The organism is Halomonas sp. (assembly GCF_029263665.1).
Taxonomy (GTDB): Bacteria; Pseudomonadota; Gammaproteobacteria; order Pseudomonadales; family Halomonadaceae; genus Halomonas.
Window position 1 is genome coordinate 24,689 of sequence record NZ_JAJUFQ010000031.1, and the last position, 19,916, is coordinate 44,604.

Here is a 19,916-nt window from a genome sequence, read left to right on the forward strand (position 1 = left end):
TGTCTTGTTGGGAGCTCGAAAGAGCGTTGTACTGATGTCCTGGCGTTATACGCCGGAGAATAGGTCACTTGTTACTGCCGAGATAACGACTTAGATTTCACAGGTCATTCCAAAAAGGAATCACTCTGATGCCGAGAGGACTGCCGACGACCATTGCGCTGTGCTGTTTCGAGGCAACTGCTCGCCATATGAGTGTGACGCAGGCCGCAGAGGAACTGAGCCTCACGCAGAGTGCTGTCAGCCGCCAGATCAGAAAGCTGGAAGCATCGCTGGGTTGTCAGTTGTTTCGCCGAGTCAAGCAACGCCTGGTCTTGACCGAGAGTGGGCGATGTTATGCGCAGGACATTGCACCGCTGCTCGAGCGTCTGGCGATAGTGACACGGGAGGTGCGACGTGATTATGCCAAGCCGCTGCAAGTCGGTGCTGAACCGTCCTTCACGACACGCTGGCTATTACCGAGAATGGAAGCTTTTGCTGATAGCTATCCTGGCTTTGATATAGAGTACTTCGGCGATCTCGATCAGCTCTATGTCACTCAGGAAGGCTTTGATATCGGGATTCTCTATGGCCAGGGGCGCTGGTCGGGGTTTGTTACGCAGTTACTGCTACCCTGCGAGCTGGTGGCAGTGTGCACGCCATCCTTGAGAGAGCACCATGGCGTGATCACCCATCCACGGCAGTTGCAGGATTACCCATTGTTATGCCATGTACCGAAAGCTAGTCCTGTGCATCTGTCCTCCACCTATCTATGGTTTCATGCGGCGGGGTTGAGTGATGAGGAGGTTGCGGCCTTGCCGGGACAGCGCTTCGAGCATTTTCAATTCGTACTCGATGCAGCGCTGCATGGCATGGGCGCTGCAGTATTGCCACGCTACTTTGTGGCCCATGAACTGGCACAGGGGCGTTTGGCCGAAGTTTCTCAGACTCCTTTGATATGCGGCGCTTACTATCTTGCGATACGCCATACCTGCATTGGTGATTCGCGAGTACAGGCATTTGTCGACTGGCTCATGCAGATTGCTGACGAGCCAGTCGAGGAAGAAAGGCAAGAGGTCGAGAAAGACCCGACAGGCTAGGCAGGATGACTCAGTGCAGCTTGGGGTCGATGATCTTGACAGTGCTGATCTCTTCGCTGGGAGATGCTTCCTGGGGGCGATTGACCCGGGTTTCGAGCTCTTTGGGGGGGGCACTTTCGATCGGCAGTTGCTCGAAGAAGTCACAATTGACGCACTCGCGATAGCGCACCCCGTTCTGTTCCCAGGCACGAATGCGGTCCATCTCGGCGCAGCGAGGGCAGACGACACCGGCAATGAAGCGTTTCTTGAGGGACATGTAGCCTCCGGTGGCTCATCCGTGCCCTGCCACAGGGCACGGATGAAGGGTAAATGGATCAGGCGGCCTTGATGCCACTATGACGCAGCAGCGGGTCGATGCTCGGCTCGCGTCCACGGAACGCGCGGAACAGTTCGGCGGCATCCCGGGCGCCGCCTGGTTCCAGGATCTCCTTACGGAAACGAGACCCGGTGGTGGCATCGAAGATACCGCTCTCTTCGAACGCGCTCCAGGCATCGGCAGAAAGCACTTCCGCCCACTTGTAACTGTAGTAGCCAGCTGCATAGCCACCGGCAAAGATATGTGAGAAACCATTCTGGAAGCGGTTGAAATCAACCTTGGGTACTACCGATACCGCTTCACGTACCGTATTGAGCAGATCCTGGATGTCCTCTGCGCTGGGAGCTGCCAGCTCCAGGTGCAGGCGGAAGTCGAACAGCGAAAACTCGACCTGACGCAACAGCCCCATGGCCGACTGGAAATTCTTGGCGGCCGTGAGCTTGTCGAACAGCTCATCAGGCAGGGGATCGCCGCTATCCACATGGGCGGAAATCAAGTCCAGTCCTTCGCGTTCCCAGCAGAAGTTCTCCATGAACTGGCTGGGTAGTTCCACAGCATCCCAGGCCACACCGTTGATGCCGGAGACATCGGCCACTTCCTGACGGGTCAGCATATGATGCAGGCCGTGTCCGAATTCGTGGAACAAGGTCGTCACTTCATCATGGGTCAGCAGAGCGGGTCGGTTGCCCACGGGGCGCGTGAAGTTGCAGACCAGATAGGCGACTGGCAGTTGCAATTCGCCATCCTGGCGGCGGCGAACCCGGCATTCATCCATCCAGGCACCACCACGCTTGCCTTCCCGGGCGTACAGATCCAGGTAGAAACCTGCGATGGGAGTACCATTTTCCAGCAGGCGATAGAAACGCACATCTGGATGATACGTTGGCGTTGTCGCATCCTCTTCCACCTGTACACCGTAGAGGCGCTCGACCACGGCAAACAGACCATTCACCACCTTGGGAGCAGGGAAATAGGGTCTCAGCTGTTCCTGGGAAATGGCATAGCGGGCTTCGCGCAGTTTCTCGCTGGCATAGCCAATATCCCAGGGCTGGAGGTCGGCCAGGTCCAACTCGTCCCTGGCGAAGGCTTCGAGTTCGGCAAATTCCTGTTTGCCCTGGGACAGGGCGCGGGCCGCCAAGTCATCCAGGAAGCCGAGTACCTGTTCGGGACTTTCTGCCATCTTGGTGGCCAGGGAGTAGTCGGTGTAGCTGTCAAAGCCCAGTAGTTCGGCAAGCTCACGACGCAGACGCAGGGTTTCCACCATGATTGGCGCATTGTCATATTCGCCGGCATTGGGCCCCTGGTCGGAGGCTCGGGTGACAAAGGCGGTATAGACTTCACGGCGCAATTCCCGGTCGTTGGCATAGCTGACGACGGGATAGAAACTGGGGAAGTCCAGGGTCAGTCGATAACCGCTGAGCCCTTTGGCTTCCGCATTGGCGGCGAGGGTCGCGAGTGCGCTTTCCGGAAGACCTTCGAGGCGTTGATCATCCTCCAGGTCCAGCGACCAGGCCTGTGTTGCATCGAGCAGCTGGTTGGAGAAGGTGCTGGCCAGGGTGGACAGCCGCGAGCGTAGCTCGGCCGCACGTTGCTTCTTTTCGGCGGGCAGGCTGACACCGGCCAGGCGAAAATCGCGCAGGGCATTATCTACGGTGCGGCGCTGGGCCTCGTCCAGGTCTGCCCACGCCGGACCGTCCTTCAAGGCTTGCCAGGCCTGACACAGTCCTTCGTGCTGACCCAGCCAGGTGCTGTATTCGGACAACTTCTGCAGACAGCCATCATGCGCTTCGCGCAGCTCGGGCGAGCTCATGGTGCTGTTGAGATGCGATACCGGAGACCAGGCCTGGGACAAGCGATCGTTCAATGCTTCCAGAGGTGCAGCCAGTGTCTCCCAGCGAGGTGTTTCCTGTTCAGCGCGTGTCACCAGTGCCTCGACGCCCTGACGCAGCTCTGCCAGCAGTGTATCCACTGCGGCTGCCACATGTTCGGGGCGGATGTCGCCGAAGGGCGGCAGGTCATGGCTTTCGAGCAGGGGATTACGGGACATACGCACCTCTTTATGGAAGGTTTCAAGTTCTCTTTAGATGCGGGCACCAGTCGCGGGTTTCAATGTGCTAGTCTTGCGCACTTCGAATTGTGACTGGATGTAGAACAACATGAACCAAACGCTGGAGCGCTGGAGTTCGCGACGTGCTTTTATCCTGGCGGTAACAGGGGCCGCTGTAGGACTGGGCAATATCTGGCGCTTTCCCTATATCACCGGTGAAAACGGCGGTGCCGCCTTCCTGCTGATCTATGTCGGTTTCGTGGTACTTCTGGGGCTGCCGGTGATGATGGCGGAGATTCTGATTGGTCGTGCCGGACGCAGCAGCCCCATGTTGTCCCTGGGAAAGCTGGCCCGTCAGGCCGGACACAGTGAACATTGGTGCTGGTTGGGCCTGTTTGGTGCCTTCACGGTGTTCTGCATTCTGTCTTTCTATTCTGTGGTCTCCGGCTGGGCCATGGACTTCATGGTCACTGCATTCTCCGGTGGTTTCCAAGGAATGAGCGCAGACCAGGTCGGTGCAGGGTTTGGCGACTTTCTCGCCAATCCGTTGCGCATGGCCATGGATCATACGCTGTTCCTGGTGCTGACCATGCTGGTGGTGGCTGCCGGGGTTTCCAAGGGGCTGGAGCGTCTCAACAACCTGCTGATGCCAGCCTTGTATCTATTGCTGTTCGTGCTGGCGGGTCATGCGATTTCCATGGAAGGTTTCGGCCCTGCGCTGGAATGGTTGTTCACTCCGGATTTCTCCGCTGTCACGCCTATGGTCTTCCTTCATGCCATGGGCCATGCCTTCTTCACTTTAGCAGTGGGCGCCTGTGCGTTGATGGCCTATGGCGCTTATATGCCGGATCATCAGAGCCTGCCGGGGGCTGCCGCCGCCGTGGCGATACTCGATGTGATCGTGGCCTTGCTTGCGGGTATCGCGATTTTCTCGGTGGTCTTCACACAGGGTATGGATCCTGGCGAGGGGCCGGGGCTGATGTTCATCACGCTGCCGGTGGCCTTTGCTGATCTGCCTTTTGGGGCCTTCTGGCTGGGCTTGTTCTTCCTGTTGCTGGTATTGGCTACCTGGACATCTTCGATCAACCTGGCCGAGCCGATTGTGGCGACGTTGATCGGTTGGGGGATGACGCGTCGCCGTGCGGCCCTGGTGACCGGTGTCTGCGTGTGGCTGGTGGGAATGCTGTGCGTGTTGTCCTTTTCTACCCTATCGGACTTTCATGTCCTCGGATCGATGAACTTCTTCGATGTGGTCAGCACCATTCCCCCGGAAATCTTCCTGCCTTTGGGTGGTTTGCTGATTGCCATCTTTGCTGCCTGGGTAATGCTGGAGCAGGAGGCCTTGCGTGCACTGGATGCAGGGCCCAATGGCTTCCGCCTGTGGCGCATCGTGCTACGCTGGATTTCGATTCCATTGGTGGTCGTGGTGCTGATCAGCGGCTTGGTGTAGACGGAGACATGCTTGGCTGAGCGTCTCTCTGCCGCTGGTGTCGTATTTCCGATGAAGCGAGCAGGGAAGAAAAATGACGGAACGCAAGCGTATTGATCTGGCTCTCCAGGGAGGGGGTGCCCACGGTGCTTTCACCTGGGGAGTGCTGGACCTGTTGCTCGAAGATCCTCGTATCGATATCGAGGGTGTCAGCGGTACCAGCGCAGGTGCCATGAATGCCGTTGTCATTGCCGATGCCCTGACCCGCGGCAATGAACAGACTGCCCGGGAAGCACTGAATGATTTCTGGAATGCGGTCAGCCAGGCAGGTATCACCAGCCCGATCAAGCGTACGCTGCTGGATGCCTGGTTGGGCAACTGGAGCCTCGACCACTCTCCCGGTTATGTTGCAATGGACCTGTTGGGCCGGCTGGTCTCGCCCTACCAGTTCAACCCCTTGAATCTGAACCCGCTGCGCGACATCGTCGCTGAACGTGTCGATTTTGATCATGTGCGCAGTTGTCCGTCGCTCAAGCTGTTCGTGGCCGCTACCAATGTGCGTAGCGGCAAGCAGCGTATCTTCCGCCGCGAGGAGATGAGTCTGGACGCCGTCATGGCCTCGGCATGCATTCCCAGCCTTTATCAGGCGGTAGAGATCGATGATGAAGCCTACTGGGATGGCGGTTACATGGGGAACCCCAGTCTGTTGCCGCTGATGCAGCACTGTAGTTCCCGAGATATCGTCATTGTACAGATCAATCCCATTCGCCGAGAGCAAGTGCCTGATACGGCGGCCGAGATTCACAATCGGCTTAATGAGATCACGTTCAATGCCTCATTGATCAAGGAAATACGCTTGATCGACATGATGCAGAAACTCATGGTCAGCCAGGGCGTCGAGATTGGCTGTTATGCTGGCACCCTGTTTCACCGAATCGGTGGAGATGATGCGCTGTCAGAGCTCTCGGCCTCAAGCAAGCTCAACACGGAGTGGGCTTTCCTTTGCCACTTGCGTGATCTGGGGCGCAAGGCTGCTGCCGCCTGGTTGGGAGAGAACTTCGATGCTCTGGGCTGCCATTCCACCCTGGATACGGAGAGTGTCTACCAGGATACCGAGGCCTGAGACTGACACTCGCAAGACACTTTCCATCGCTTCGATGAACCGCACAAGGAGAAGGAAATAATGGCAAATATTCCAGGTTATCCAACACTGCGCCCTTGGCAGGGACATTCGCCAAGACTGGGTGAGCGTGTGTATATCGATCCGCAATGCATGGTGCTCGGTGATGTGGAACTGGGTGATGACTGCTCGGTATGGCCCATGGCGGTCATTCGCGGCGACATGCACCGTATCCGCATTGGTTCTCGCACCAGCGTGCAGGACGGCAGCGTACTGCATATCACCCATTCCAGTGACTTCAATCCGGATGGACACCCTCTGACCATTGGCGATGAGGTCACGATCGGCCATAAGGCAGTACTGCACGGTTGCACGCTGGGCAACCGCATTCTTGTCGGCATGGGGGCTATCGTCATGGATGGGGCAGTGGTCGAGGACGAGGTGATCATCGCAGCCGGTGCGGTGGTGCCGCCGGGCAAGCGCTTGGAGGGAGGATATGTCTATGCGGGCAACCCGGCCAAGGCGCTACGGCCCTTGAAGGACAAGGAGCGGGCCTTCTTCCCATACACCGCGGGGAATTACGTGAAGCTGAAGGATCAGTACCTATCCGTTGCTTGTGGCGTCGCTGAACGGTGAGAAAGTGCTGAATACATCCTTGTTTTTCTAACGCATTGTTATAATTGAACTGTCAGGCGATAATCTGGTCATTTATCCAGTATTTGACGAGATTCAAGGAGATTGCCTGGCATGGCCGACTTTCGCACCCATCTCAGCGTAGCCGCCGTAGGTGGCTCCGCGCTGGCCGTGGCCGCTTGGCAAGCACAGCTGCTGGCACCAGGAGAGGCTGTGGCGGCAGCTCTGCTGACGGCCTTCGGAGGCATCCTGCCGGACGTGGACTCCGACCATTCCCATGCCGTGCGCCTGGTGTTCAGTGTAGCTGCCGTGCTGGCGGTGATTGCAGGAGCAGTATTGCTGCGACCTTGGCTGGAAGCTGGCACCCTGCTGGTGACCTGTGGAGGACTCTATCTTGCTGTGCGCTACGTGCTGGCGCCGATCTTCAAGCAGTTTTCCGTCCATCGCGGTATCTGGCATTCGCTGTTAGCCGCCGTACTGTGTGGTCTGGCTACCAGCGTGGCCAGTTATCAATTGCTGGGAGAGGCCGCCACTCTGGCCTGGAGCCTGGGAGTGGCACTGGTGGTAGGCTTCTTGATTCACCTGCTGCTGGACGAGCTTTACAGCGTCGACCTGGAAGGCACTCGCATAAAGCGTTCTTTTGGTACCGCCTTGAAGCTGTTCGACTATAGAGAACCCGTCAACTCCGCCATCATGCTGATCATGGTGGTGGCGCTTGGCTATTGGATGCCACCCTGGCAGTCGTTCATGGATATCTGGTCTCAGGGCGTGGCGTTATGGCGATAATGCTCCGCCTTGAGACCGTGCTTGCGCAGTTTGTCGTATAACGTCTTGCGTGGCACCCCCAGTTGTCTGCACACCTCGATGACATGGCCACGGTGGCGATCCAGTGCCTGGCTGATCAACTGCTTTTCGAAGAGGTCCACCTGCTGGGGCAGTGTCAGCTCCCCACCATCGCTGTCGACACCCTGCATCAGGTTGTCCAGGCGGTGGTCACAGGTGGCGCCCAGCAGCACATAGCGTTCCGCCAGGTTGCGCAATTCACGCGCATTGCCTGGCCAGTCATGGGCCAGCAGCACAGAAACACCGGTGGAATCCAGCGGCGGCGCTTCCATCCCGCTGCGGCTGGCGGCCACGGCGGCAAAGTGCTGGAACAGCAGTGGAATGTCTTCGCGCCTCTCGCGCAATGGAGGGATCGGCAGAGTGACCACGTTGAGCCGGTAATACAGATCCTCACGAAAGTCCCCGGCCTCGGAGGCCACCTTGAGATCGACCTTGGTGGCGGCGATGACACGGATATCCAAAGGGACCGGTATATTGCTGCCAAGCCTCTCCACCATTCGTTCCTGCAGCACTCGTAGCAGCTTGACCTGCAATGACAGTGGCATGGACTCGATTTCATCGAGAAAGACCGTGCCGCCATTGGCATATTCGAATTTGCCTACGCGTCGCTCTACGGCTCCGGTAAAAGCGCCTTTCTCGTGGCCGAACAGTTCAGATTCGATGATGCTTTCCGGTACGGCGCCACAGTTGATGGCGACAAAAGGCTTGGCGCTGCGTGCGCTGCGTTCATGAATCGCCCGGGCGACGAGATCCTTGCCAGTTCCGGTTTCACCAAACAGCAACACATCGGTTTCCACTTGGCTGATACGTTGCACCATGGCAGCGAGGCGTTGAATGGCGGGGGTTCGTCCTACCAGCCGAGGGCCAGGTGCGGATTGCTGAGCTTCCAGCTCCGCTTTTAGATAACGGTTCTCGAGGCTCAAGCGGCGCTTGTCGATACCACGTTTCACGACTTCTTCCAGGCGTTCTCCGGGGAAGGGTTTCTCCAGAAAGTCCCAGGCCCCCTGACGCATCGCCTCGACGGCAGTAGAGATATCGCCATGACCGGTGATCAGTACGACGGGCAGGTCCGGGTCGCGTTGGTGGACCTCGCGCAGCAGCATCATGCCATCCATGCCAGGCATGCGAATGTCGCTGATCAGTACGCCGGGGAAATCGTGATCAAGCTCGGCCAGGGCCGCCTCGGCGCTGTGATATGTCAGAGGCTGATAGCCGGCCAGCTCCAGCGTCTGGGCAACGGTGAAGCGCAGATGTTCTTCATCGTCAATGATCATCACCGGTAGAACATCATTCATGGAGCTGACCTTTTGTTGAGTCTGGTGCTGTTGAGTTCATCGTTGTTGAGTCTGCCATCGGCGAAACGATGCTGTCGGAGGCATGCGGTCGAGAGGCCGGAGCACTACCAGCTTCGGGCAACAGAATGACGAAGCGTGCCCCTCCTTGAGGAGAAGTCGTGACGGTCAGGTTGCCACCGAGATCGTCGATGATACGAGCAGAGATTGACAAGCCCAGGCCCAGGCCAGAGCCAGGCGCCTTGGTGGTATAGAAAGGCTCGAAGATATGCTGTCGCTGCTGTTCCGGGATGCCGGGACCATTGTCATCCACCCACATGCGAACCAGTTTTTCTTCCCTGGCGATACCTAGCGTCAGGCATGGCCCGTCTGCTTCTGTCATGGCCTGAAGGGCGTTGCCTATCAGGTTGACCAGCACCTGTTCCAGGCGGACCAGGTCGGCCAGCACCCAAAGTTCATCCTCGGGATAGTCATGTGCCACGTTGACATGCTGCTCACGCAGGCGAGCCTGAAACAGACGCAAGGCATAGTCGAAGCAGGCTGGCGCCGAGACTGCGGTGGGGCGGTCGCCACTCTTGCGCGAGAATTGGCGTAATTGAGCACTGATATCCGCCATGCGCTCGGTGAGTTCGACGATCTGGCTGAGGTTGGCGTCAGCCGTATCTACCTTGTCTCGGCCGAGAAAGATGCGCGCATTTTCGGCATAGGCACGGATGGCCGCGAGCGGTTGGTTGAGCTCATGGTTGATGCCGGCAGCCAATTGGCCAAGTACTGCAAGCTTGGCAGCCTGTACCAGTTCATCGCGCGTCTGGCGCAGCGTCGCCTCGGTCCGTCTGCGCTCCTCGATCTCATCGGACAGAAGGCGGTTGGTGGCGACAAGGTCCTGAGTACGGCGGGCCACATTACGTTCCAGTTCATCTCTGGCTCTGGCCAGGGTCGCACGCTCACGGTCGGCGAACTTTTCGCGTTCGCGACGCAGGCGGTAACGCTGCCAACTGATTCCGCCAGCCAGCATCAGTATGCCGTAGAGCCCGCCTCCGAGCAGCATGGCCAGCCATTGGGCTTCGGTGACAGAAGTTAGTGGCTTGAGGATATGCATTGACCAGCCCAGTTGCGGCAGTGGCTGGCTCAGGCTCAGATACTTGCTGCCAGCCAGGAGACCATGATCGAAACCAACCAGTTGGGTATCGTCGCTCAGGCGCTCGTCTTCTGTCAGGCCCATGGGCTCCAATGGCTCGTTGGCGTATCGACGCGTGTCCTGCAACGTCTGGCGGCGCAACTCGTCCAGAGGGTGCAGGGCCTTCAAGCGCAGTTCAGGCTGACTGGCCATGAACACGACATCGTTGTGATCAACGACCAGCAGTTCGGTATCAGGGTTTTTCCAACTGGTTTCGATCTCATCGATGGGAACCTTGACCACCATGACGCCCACCGGAGATGCATCGGGATTGAGGTCATCGGACCATATCGGGGCGGAGAAGTAGTAACCACGATCCTGGGAAACCACTCCCAGGCCATAGAAACGTCCGTTCCTACCATGGATGGCATCGCGGTAATAGGGGCGGAAGCTGTAGTTCACGCCGATGAAAGTATCGGGGCGATGCCAGTTGCTGGCGGCTAAAGTGGTCCCTTCATTGTCGAGCAGATAGATGTCGGAAACGTTAGTGGTACGCCGGAAGCGGTCAAGTAACTGGTTGAGCGGCATCGTGTCCTGTGTGCGTGGGCCGCTGAGATAACGTTGGACGGTTTCCCGGCTGGCCAATAGCTCAGGCAGGTACTCGTGACGGGACAGGTAGCCGGTCAGGCCGGCAGCGGACAGGCGCAATTCATTCCTGGCATCGCGTTGCAGAGATTCCAACGCTGTTTCGCGTGCCAGTTGGGCTGACTGCCAGAGACACAGCACCAGTCCTGCCGGAATCAGCAACCACAACAGGGCTCGGGTGACATGAGAAGGCAGAGGGAGCATGGCAGCTCAACGTGACCTTGGCGGCATCACTTTAGCGCGGCGCAGTGCACGCTGGGCCCGAGTTTCCGCACGCTCTGCATCAAGCAATCCTTCTTCGACATAGACCAGGTGTTCATGAGCTCTGGACTGGGCGTCTTCGGGGCGCCCATCGAGAATGGCATCAAGCAGGGCTCGGTGCTGCTTCATCAGTGTCGGGCGGGCATTGGGTTTCTCGAACAGGTGGCCAAGGTTGTTGGCGATGCTGCGCTCGAGCAGATGAAAGATGCCGCGCATGGTGTGCAACAGCAGAATGTTATGCGCTGACTCTGCGATGGCCAGATGAAAGGCGGCATCAGCCTTGGCCTCGTCGCGAGGATTCTCGCCAAGAAAGCTGGTTTCAAGTTCCTCGAAACGCTTGATCAGTGTGTCCTTGTCGGCAGGTGTTGAGCGCAGCGCTGCATAGTAGGCGGATAGCCCTTCCATGGCGTCGCGAAACTCCAGCAGATCAAGGTGAAACTCACCATGCCGAGTCAGCATGTCGAGCAGAGGGTCGCTATAGCCCGTATTGAGGGACTCGGTGATATAGGTGCCGCCCCCCTGGCGGCTGACCAATAGGCCTCGAGCGGCCAGTTTCTGTATGGCTTCGCGCAGAGACGGGCGTGAAACGCCAAAACGCTCAGCCAGTTCCCGTTCCGGTGGCAGACGCTGACCAGGCGTCAGGCTACCTTCAAGAATCAAGGCTTCGAGTCGTTCCGTGATGGCATCGGCCAGACGAGGCTGGCGCACGGGCTGGTAGGCCATGGAGAGGTCCTGTCGTACCGGATAAGTACCGGGTTGGTTGAATCACTGGCCACATGGTAACGAGATTGCGTTGCCATTGCCGCTATTCAAGCGTGATGAAGAGCGGTGCGTTTGACATGAAGGCAGTGGCCCCCTAATGTGCACTGGACTTTAATTGTCAATTGGTATTACCAATTATAGAGGTTTCGCCGATGACAGCCACCAGACATTATCCTTCGCGCCCGGAAAAGGTTTATCTGTTCGGGACCTGTCTGATCGACATGTTTTTCCCTGAAGCAGGAATGGACGCAGTCCGCCTGCTTGAGAAGCAGGGTATCGAGGTGCTTTTTCCCGAGGACCAGACCTGCTGTGGTCAGCCGGCTTATACCTCGGGGTATCATGATGAAGCTCGTGCGGTTGCTCGGGCCCAGCTTGACCTGTTTCCTGAGCCCTGGCCGATTGTGGTTCCCTCTGGGTCCTGTGGTGGCATGATGCGTCTGCATTACGCGCAGCTGTTCGCTGGTTGTCCCGAAGAGCGGAAGGCTCAGGAAGTCGCTTCGCGGGTCTTCGAGTTGACCGAGTTCCTGGTACATGTCTGCCATATCGAACTGGAAGATCGGGGTGCTCCCGAGCGGATTGCCATGCACACATCATGCAGTGCCCGCCGCGAGATGGGGCTGGCGGACACTGGCCCGGCGTTGCTCGCCAGACTAGGGCAGGTGGAACTGGTCGAGCAGGAACGTGCTGCAGAGTGCTGTGGCTTTGGCGGGACCTTCGCTGTTCGTCATCCGGAGGTCTCTGCTGCCATGGTCGAGGACAAGGGGCGCGCACTTGAGGAAGCTGGTGCTCAGCACTTTGTCACATCCGATTGTGGTTGTCTGATGAACATCGCTGGGCACCTGGCACATCGCGATAGCGCCTTGCAGGGCGAGCATATTGCCTCTTATCTGTGGCGGAGGTGTTCATGAGCCAGCCAGTGCAGACTTTCACGCCTGAAGCTTTCCATCGCCAGGCTCATGATGCCTTAGGTAATCCCCAGATCCGGGCTAACTTCCGCAAAGCCATGGATGGGTTGATGGACAAGCGCCGTCAGGCCTTCGAGGAATGGGATCTCGAAGCACTGAGAACCCTGGGGGCGAGTGTACGCCTGCGAGCCTTGTCCAGGTTGCCGGACTTGCTGGAGCAGCTGGAAGCCAAGTGTGAAGCCAACGGCATTCGTGTGCACTGGGCTGAAGATAGCGAGGAGGCTTGCCGTATCGTCACCGGGATCTGCCAGGAAAACGGCGCGCAATCAGTGATCAAGGGCAAGTCGATGGTATCCGAGGAGATGCATCTCAACGCCCATCTGGCAGAGGCGGGCATCGATGCGCTGGAATCGGATCTGGGAGAGTATCTGGTGCAGCTCAATGAGCAGACACCTTCCCATATCATCATGCCGGCTATTCACCTAAATACCGATGAAATCTCGACCATCATGCACGAGCATACCGGTACGGCTCCTACCCGTGATGTCGATGTCATGACCGCGGCTGCTCGCGCCCAGTTGCGCGAACGTTTCATGGCAGCGGATGTAGGGGTGTCCGGCGTCAACTTTGCAGTGGCCGAAACGGGGACCTTGTGCCTGGTGGAAAATGAAGGCAATGGCCGCATGACGACCACGGTACCGCCAGTTCACATTGCCGTGACGGGGATCGAGAAAGTGGTCGAGAACCTTTCCGATGTCCCGCCTCTGTATGCCTTGCTGACGCGCTCGGCGACAGGCCAGCATGTCACTACCTATTTCAACATGATTACCTCTCCACGCAAGGAAGGCGAGCGGGATGGGCCGCGAGAGGTTCATCTGGTGCTGGTGGACAATGGCCGGTCGAGGATCTACCAGGATGACGAGTTGCTCGACACCTTGCGCTGTATCCGTTGTGGTGCCTGCATGAATCACTGTCCGGTATATACCCGGGTGGGCGGGCATACCTACGGCACGACGTATCCTGGTCCGATCGGCGCCATTCTGATGCCTCACCTGATGGGACTGGAGGCGACCAAGGACCTGCCTACTGCCTCGAGTCTATGTGGTGCCTGTGGTGAGGTGTGCCCGGTGAAGATTCCCATCCCAGACTTGTTGGTACGCCTGCGTCGTGAATCCGTGGGAGAGGGGCGAGGGAATGTGCCAGGTGCTGGCGTCAAGCGTTCAACCAAGGAAGTGGCAGCCTGGAAAAGCTGGCAGTGGTTGGCCACGCACCCCACTGCGTGGCGTGGAGCCAGTATCGTGGCGGGCAAGTTGCGTGGTTTGGCGCCGAGTCATCTAGGCCCCTGGACGGAATGCCGGGTAGCTCCGAAGCCTGCCAAGGCGTCCCTGCATACCCTGATAAAACAGAGAACTAAACACAAGGAGCTGCGGCAGGGGCAACAGGAGGGGGAATCATGACAGCCAGAGATCGTATCCTGGGGCGATTGCGCAAAGGGCGTGAAGAGCGCATGCAGCGCGACGGTGGTCGAGGGATTGTGATACCGGAGGCTGATGCCTCTGTTATCGGTGATCGGGGGTGGTCACGCCAGGAACGCCTGCAGCGCTTCGAGCGCTGGCTCACTTCCGTGCATGGAGAAGTGATTCATTGTGAAACGGATGACTGGACCGAGACTCTGTGCCGAATATTGAAGCAGAAGGGCATCAAGCGTCTGGCCCTGGGCCATGAGCAAGAAGTCGCCAGGCAGGCTCGCCAGGCCCTGGAAGGGAAAATGGATATCGCATTGGTAGATGCAGCCCGAGATGTCGAAAGCTGGCAGCAGGAGCTGTTTTCCCAGGTCGACGCCGGTCTTACCTCGACCGGGGGCGCCATTGCCGAGACAGGTAGCCTATGGCTATGGCCAACCGTGGACGAGCCTCGTTTGCTCAGCCTGGTGCCGCCTATTCATATTGCGATCCTCGATGCAGAGGCTATCGAAGATACTTTCCATGATGTCATGGTCAGCCATGAGTGGGCGGGCAGTATGCCCACCAATGCCCTATTGGTCTCGGGGCCGAGCAAGACTGCTGATATCGAACAGACGTTGGCCTATGGCGTGCATGGTCCACGTGAGCTGGTGGTGATCTTGAGGCATTGACACCATCATCGGGAAGACTCTTCCGGTATCACGGTTGAAATATCTCATCTAGATAGATCTATCTGGTGTCACAGCTGACTCCGATATATGTTGTGGGCAGTGAAGGACACAGGCTGTTTTTCACACTGCTTACCGTGCGCCCTTGTGCGCTGCAACCAGGAGTGACGACGAGATGGACCGAGAATTACCCAGTAGTGACAGGCGCCCCTTGGCCCAGGCTGTACGTCAGTTCGGTAGAGCCTCTGGCGCGGCGGCAGGGGTGATTGTTGCAGGTGCCTTGCTGGTCGGCTGTGATGATGGCGGTGAAACCCCGTCAACACGTTTTACCGAGGCCCCTGAAGTGAGCCTTGGACAAGCGATCGAAGGCGAACTGAGCTCTGCCAGCGACGTCAACCTGAAGGATGGGTCTCGCCAGGGTAGCTATTGGGTTTGTGCAAACAAGGATGCCGATTCTTCCGGCGTGCTCTACCAGCTTGATGCGCCTTTCGCTGCGGATGTCACTGTTTTCGATGACGCCGGGGGCTGGCTTGGTGATGCCCATTCTTCCTCTGACCAACAGGTGCAGTTACTGCTTGCGCCCACTGACAGTTGTTCTTTGGTGGTGGTGAGCGGGCGAGATATGTCGGCCTTTGGTCCTTGGTCCTTGAAGCCTGGCAAGCAGCCGGCGGAAGCTGAGCCTGCAGGAGAAGGTGAGGATACCGCAACGTTGAAGGATGGCCAGGTTATTGCAGGACATCTCGGCCAGGAAAACACCACCTATTCTTTCCGTCTGCAGGAAGCCAGTCGTGTCGAACTGACGCTATCCGGTGCTCGTGGCGCTGCGTTGACGCTCACTGGGGATAATGTGTCAGAAAAGGCCGCGCGTTGTGCGGATGATCAGCAGACGCTGGAGACCTTCCTTGAGCCGGGAAACTACGAGGCCAACCTGAAGCCAGGGCAACTGGCCAAGGAGCAAGTCAATACCGAGTGTGAGGATAGCCTGGTAAGTGTTGGCGATGGCTTCCGCCTGGGCCTGGGCGTTTCTGACCTCTCCCGGGGGCAGCGCAATTCCGGTCCTTTGCGCAATGGCGACCGGATCAGTGGAACCCTGACAGAAGACGCACCGAGCAATGAATATACCTTGGAGATCACTGAGCCCACACAGGTCAAACTGAACCTGAGGTCGAGTGATTTCGACACCATCCTCAATGTCCGTGGTGAGCAGACAGACATCAGCATTGATGATTCCGGCAACAGCACCGATTCCATGCTCGATACCGTATTGATGCCTGGAGAATACCGCATTGAAGCGACCAGCTATGAGGATAGCGGCACGTACGACATCGAGTTGGCGACCGCGCCTTTCGATGGTGAAGTACAGAACAGCGGCGAGCTGACGCCAGGCCAGGGCCTTTTGGGCATTGCCGGTGGAGGAGAAGGTAATGTCTATACGCTGTCTCTGGACCAACCATCGGAAGTGACCATCAAGCTGTCTTCAACGGCATTCGATACCATGCTGTATCTTGAAGGCAATGGTATTTCCCTGAATGACGACGACGGCGGCGGCAATACCAACTCTCAGCTCACCAGCATGCTCGAGCCTGGGGAGTATCGGGTCACGGTCGATAGTTACGATGGAATGGCTTCCGGCATGTTCCGCATGGAGACCATGGTCACTCCCTTTAATGGCGAGCAGCAGGACAGTGGTGAATTGACGGCGGACGAGGTCGTTAGAGGAAAGCTTTCCTCAAGCGGTTCCAACCATTACGAGTTTACCCTCGGTGAGCCGACAGAAGTGACTCTGGATATGCGCTCGAATGAATTCGATGCGCTGCTGGGAATGACGGGGCCGGATATCGAACTGCGTGACGATGACAGCGGTGGGCGCACAGATGCCCGGATTCATGCGGTGCTGGCGGCAGGCACATATGAGGTCGAGGCATCCAGCTACGGTGGCAGCGGCGCTTTCACTCTTCAGTTGAACACCCAACCGTTCGATGGAGAGATCCGTTCAAATGGTGAGGTTCGCCCTGGCGAGACGGTGTATGGCCAATTGCTTCCCGGTGGCTCTCTGACCTATCAACTGGTAGTGGAAGAAACGAGTGATATCAGTATTGAAACCCAATCGGATTCCGTAGATACGCTGCTGCAACTGGAGGGTGAAAACATCAGTCTCCAGGATGATGATAGCGGGAGCACGGAACTGGGCTCCATGATCGAGACGCAGTTGGAGCCAGGTACCTACGAAGTAGTGGTGACAGGGTATGAAGGTGTCAGTGGTGTGGTGCGAGTGGATGTGAAGGGATGATAGCTCATCATGTGTCGAGTGAACCTCCTCCGAGAGAGTCACTTGATCACCTGATCTCGGCGCTTTGCGCACGACTGCCTGAGGAACGTCTGATCCGAGATCCCCTCAGGCGGCTAGCCTATGGAACTGATGCAAGTTTCTATCGCATGGTGCCCAGTCTGGTGGTGCGGCCTGAGAATGAACAGGAGTTGGTTTCGGTAATTGAAACCTGCCGCGAAAAGGGGTGGCCGATGACCTTTCGGGCCGCCGGGACCTCGTTGTCAGGGCAGGCGGTGACTGATGGTGTTCTGATTCAGCTCCACCAAGGCTGGCGCCATGCTGCAGTACTGGATGATGGGGCTCGGATACGCCTTGACCCTGGTGTCATCGGTGCACGAGCCAATGAGCTGCTGGCGCCCTATGGGCGCAAGATTGGCCCGGATCCCGCCTCGATCTCCAGTTGCATGATGGGAGGGATTGCCGCTAACAATGCTTCCGGCATGTGCTGTGGCACGGCTCATAACAGCTATCACACCCTCGATAGCCTTCGGGTTGTATTGCTTGATGGAAGTATTCTCGATACCTCGGACTCCGACAGCGTGGCTGCCTTTCGCCAAAGTCACGCGCCGTTGGTGGAAGGGCTGGAGCGAATCTCCGCGAATGTCCGTACAGATGTAGACCTCGCCCGCCGCATTAAGCACAAGTATCGGCTCAAGAACACCACGGGATATGCGCTCAATAGTCTGATCGATTTCCGCGATGGCGTGGATATCCTCGCTCATCTGATGATCGGTTCCGAGGGGACATTAGGTTGCCTGACCAGTCTTACTTACCGGACTGTACCGGAGCCGCCATGTAAAGCAGCGGCGCTGATGCTATTCCCTGATCTATCCAGCGCATGTCGAGCGACCATGGTCCTGCGCGGGACCTCAGTGGCGGCAGTAGAGTTGATGGACCGGGCTGCCTTGCGTGCCGTGGACCATGCGCCTGGCATGCCCGAGAATCTGCGTAGCCTGCCGCCAGGTGCAACGGCGTTACTGGTGGATGTTCGTGGGGAAAATGATGCAGCGGTGGAACATGCATCTGAAGAAGTGCAGCAGGTGCTCGAGGGTATAACAACCCTGGAGCCGATAGCATTCACCACGAACCCCGACACTTATGCATTGTACTGGAAGGTACGCAAGGGGTTGTTCCCTGCTGTGGGAGCCGTGCGCCAGGTAGGCACGACAGTTGTCATTGAAGATGTTGCTTTTCCCATTGAGTGTCTGGAGCAAGGCGTCGCTGCCTTGACCGAAGCTTTTCATCGCCATGGCTATCAGGATGTCATCCTGTTTGGCCATGCTTTGGAAGGCAATTTGCATTTCGTCTTTCCGCAAGGTTTCGAAAAGCCGGGCGAAAAAGAGCGCTATGCTGCTCTAATGAAAGATGTGGCGCAATTGGTAGCAGTGGAATTTGGCGGTTCGCTCAAGGCTGAGCATGGTACTGGAAGAAACATGGCTCCCTTTGTTGAGCTGGAGTGGGGAGCAGAAGCCTATGCCTTGATGTGGCAGATCAAGGCACTGTTTGACCCTTGCCACTTGCTCAACCCTGAGGTGATGCTCAGTCGGAATCCCAGCCTTCATCTCGAGAATCTCAAGCCGCTCCCGGCGGCCGATGAGATTGTTGACCATTGCATAGAGTGTGGTTTCTGCGAGTTGGTATGCCCGTCGCGCGATCTGACGCTCACCCCACGCCAGCGTATTGTTCTTGTCCGAGAGCGAGCCCGGCTGGAAGCGTTGCAGGCATCGGGGAATCAGGTGCTCAACGACACTGAGCAAGCCTGGCTTGCTGCCTATGAAGATCACTCCGGCTATGACCTTGATACCACCTGTGCTGCAGATGGAATGTGCAGTACTCGTTGCCCTGTTGATATCAACACCGGGGAACTGGTATTGAAGATGCGCCAAGAACGCCTACAAGGCCGGGCAATGCTGGCTCGCCGCATTGGGCATCATTTCTCCGGAGCGACGCGGTTTGCGCGCACGGGGCTGCGTTTGCAATGGATAGGCAGGCAACTGCTGGGGCATCGAGCAATGTCCGCGATCAGCCAAGGCATGCACCGCCTTAGTGGTGGTCAACTGCCGCAGTGGATACCTGTACTGCCCAAGGCGGCGCCGATCAAGCTGCTGGGGCGGGTGGGGGCTCGTGGGCGGCCTGACAAGGTGGTTTATTTTCCTTCCTGTGCAACTCGTGTCCTGGGGGGCGATGGGAGTTCTCGGGCCGTGATGGATATCACCCTGAAATTATTGGATAAAGCCGGTTACGACGTCATTATCCCGGCCATGCCAGGACATTTATGTTGCGGCATGGCCTTCAGCTCCAAGGGCATGGCCAATGAGGCTATCCATAAAGCACGGGAACTCAACAGGGAGTTGCTGATTGCCAGTCAGAATGGTCGCTACCCTATCCTTTTCGATACCAGCCCTTGCAGCCTGCAGGCCGAGGATCATCTGGATGCTCGTTTGAAGGTCCAGGAACCGGTCGCATTTGCTCATGATCACTTGTTGCCACGGCTCGAGCTGACCCCGCTGAATGAACGCGTAGCCGTTCACGTAACGTGCTCGAGTCACCGTAAAGGCTTGGCGGACCGTTTCATTGCCCTGGCCCAGGCCTGTGCCAGAGACGTGGTGGTCCCTGAAGATATTGCGTGTTGTGGCTTTGCAGGTGACAAGGGGTTACGTGTCCCTGAACTGAATGCCTCGGCTCTGCAGACGCTGGCTCAAACCGTCGAGGGCTGTGCGTTTGGCGTGTCCAATTCGCGTACTTGCGAGATGGGGCTGACTCAGCATTCAGGCATCGCCTACTACTCCATTTTTGATCTTCTCGACAGGGTCAGTCTGCCCGCAAGAGCCTGATAGTAGGGATCGAAAGAAGCGAATGTCATGCCAGATTCATGGCCGCGTCATTGCCCTGAAACTTTTTTACAGAAAGTCCTTGCAGGGCTCCGGTGAAATCCGTAAAGTACGCATCCGCTGCCGGGGACGAGACAACGTCACCAGCGGTAAGAGGTGGTAAAAGCAATTGATTTGAA

At 57.6% G+C, this 19,916-nt stretch carries 15 protein-coding genes; 10 read left to right on the forward strand and 5 right to left on the reverse strand.

Features of this window, described 5'->3' with window-relative positions:
• Positions 1–128 precede the first annotated feature (128 nt).
• Positions 129–1,076 carry a LysR substrate-binding domain-containing protein gene (locus Q1K07_RS19905; protein ID WP_300315254.1) on the forward strand — a complete coding sequence of 316 codons (948 nt, stop codon included), beginning with the start codon at positions 129–131 and terminating at the stop codon, positions 1,074–1,076.
• Positions 1,077–1,086: 10 nt separating this feature from the next.
• Here Q1K07_RS19905 and Q1K07_RS19910 read toward each other — a convergent pair whose 3' ends face one another.
• Together Q1K07_RS19910 and prlC are read right to left on the reverse strand one after the other, a co-directional pair.
• Complete coding sequence (locus Q1K07_RS19910) at positions 1,087–1,332, reverse strand: YheV family putative zinc ribbon protein (RefSeq protein ID WP_300315257.1); 246 nt, start codon at positions 1,330–1,332, stop codon at positions 1,087–1,089.
• A 58-nt stretch (positions 1,333–1,390) separates the two neighbouring features.
• Positions 1,391–3,439: an oligopeptidase A gene (gene prlC / locus Q1K07_RS19915; RefSeq protein WP_300315259.1), complete on the reverse strand. Its 2,049-nt coding sequence runs from the start codon at positions 3,437–3,439 to the stop codon at positions 1,391–1,393.
• A 109-nt stretch (positions 3,440–3,548) separates the two neighbouring features.
• Here prlC and Q1K07_RS19920 point away from each other — a divergent pair, with 109 nt between their 5' ends.
• The 4 genes from Q1K07_RS19920 (at position 3,549) to Q1K07_RS19935 (ending at position 7,407) form a co-directional block, all read left to right on the forward strand.
• On the forward strand, positions 3,549–4,889 hold the full coding sequence (locus tag Q1K07_RS19920) for a sodium-dependent transporter (protein WP_300315262.1): 1,341 nt from the start codon (positions 3,549–3,551) through the stop codon (positions 4,887–4,889).
• 73 nt (positions 4,890–4,962) lie between these two features.
• Entirely contained in the window at positions 4,963–5,991 is a 1,029-nt protein-coding gene (locus Q1K07_RS19925; RefSeq protein WP_300315265.1) for a patatin-like phospholipase family protein, read from the forward strand.
• A 60-nt stretch (positions 5,992–6,051) separates the two neighbouring features.
• Positions 6,052–6,624 carry a gamma carbonic anhydrase family protein gene (locus Q1K07_RS19930; RefSeq protein ID WP_300315268.1) on the forward strand — a complete coding sequence of 191 codons (573 nt, stop codon included), beginning with the start codon at positions 6,052–6,054 and terminating at the stop codon, positions 6,622–6,624.
• Positions 6,625–6,735: 111 nt separating this feature from the next.
• Positions 6,736–7,407: a metal-dependent hydrolase gene (locus tag Q1K07_RS19935; RefSeq protein ID WP_149286482.1), complete on the forward strand. Its 672-nt coding sequence runs from the start codon at positions 6,736–6,738 to the stop codon at positions 7,405–7,407.
• Here Q1K07_RS19935 and Q1K07_RS19940 read toward each other — a convergent pair.
• Genes Q1K07_RS19940 through Q1K07_RS19950 form a run of 3 tightly spaced genes read right to left on the reverse strand, consistent with a single transcriptional unit; the run spans position 7,383 to position 11,502 of the window.
• A complete protein-coding gene (locus Q1K07_RS19940; RefSeq protein WP_300315271.1) occupies positions 7,383–8,759 on the reverse strand; it encodes a sigma-54 dependent transcriptional regulator in 1,377 nt (458 codons plus the stop codon). The two genes, Q1K07_RS19935 and Q1K07_RS19940, sit on opposite strands and share 25 nt — an antisense overlap.
• The gene (locus tag Q1K07_RS19945) at positions 8,752–10,722 is read right to left on the reverse strand and encodes an ATP-binding protein (RefSeq protein ID WP_300315274.1); all 1,971 of its coding nucleotides are present in this window, start codon (positions 10,720–10,722) and stop codon (positions 8,752–8,754) included. Before Q1K07_RS19945 ends, Q1K07_RS19940 begins: the two co-directional genes overlap by 8 nt.
• A gap of 6 nt (positions 10,723–10,728) precedes the next feature.
• Positions 10,729–11,502, reverse strand: a complete 774-nt coding sequence (locus Q1K07_RS19950; RefSeq protein WP_300315277.1) for a GntR family transcriptional regulator — start codon at positions 11,500–11,502, stop codon at positions 10,729–10,731.
• Positions 11,503–11,693: 191 nt separating this feature from the next.
• On the opposite strand from Q1K07_RS19950, the gene Q1K07_RS19955 reads away from it, so the two are divergent.
• The 5 genes from Q1K07_RS19955 to Q1K07_RS19975 all read left to right on the forward strand — a co-directional run bounded on the left by Q1K07_RS19955 (position 11,694) and on the right by Q1K07_RS19975 (position 19,740).
• A complete protein-coding gene (locus Q1K07_RS19955; protein WP_300315280.1) occupies positions 11,694–12,449 on the forward strand; it encodes a (Fe-S)-binding protein in 756 nt (251 codons plus the stop codon).
• Positions 12,446–13,903, forward strand: a complete 1,458-nt coding sequence (locus tag Q1K07_RS19960; protein ID WP_300315283.1) for a LutB/LldF family L-lactate oxidation iron-sulfur protein — start codon at positions 12,446–12,448, stop codon at positions 13,901–13,903. The genes Q1K07_RS19955 and Q1K07_RS19960 overlap by 4 nt, the downstream gene beginning before the upstream one ends.
• Positions 13,900–14,580 (forward strand): lactate utilization protein, encoded by a 681-nt coding sequence (locus Q1K07_RS19965; RefSeq protein ID WP_300315285.1) that lies wholly within the window; start codon positions 13,900–13,902, stop codon positions 14,578–14,580. Before Q1K07_RS19960 ends, Q1K07_RS19965 begins: the two co-directional genes overlap by 4 nt.
• A 172-nt stretch (positions 14,581–14,752) precedes the next feature.
• On the forward strand, positions 14,753–16,867 hold the full coding sequence (locus Q1K07_RS19970) for a hypothetical protein (RefSeq protein ID WP_300315288.1): 2,115 nt from the start codon (positions 14,753–14,755) through the stop codon (positions 16,865–16,867).
• Between the two features lie 11 nt (positions 16,868–16,878).
• On the forward strand, positions 16,879–19,740 hold the full coding sequence (locus Q1K07_RS19975) for an FAD-binding and (Fe-S)-binding domain-containing protein (protein ID WP_300315291.1): 2,862 nt from the start codon (positions 16,879–16,881) through the stop codon (positions 19,738–19,740).
• Positions 19,741–19,916 lie beyond the last annotated feature (176 nt).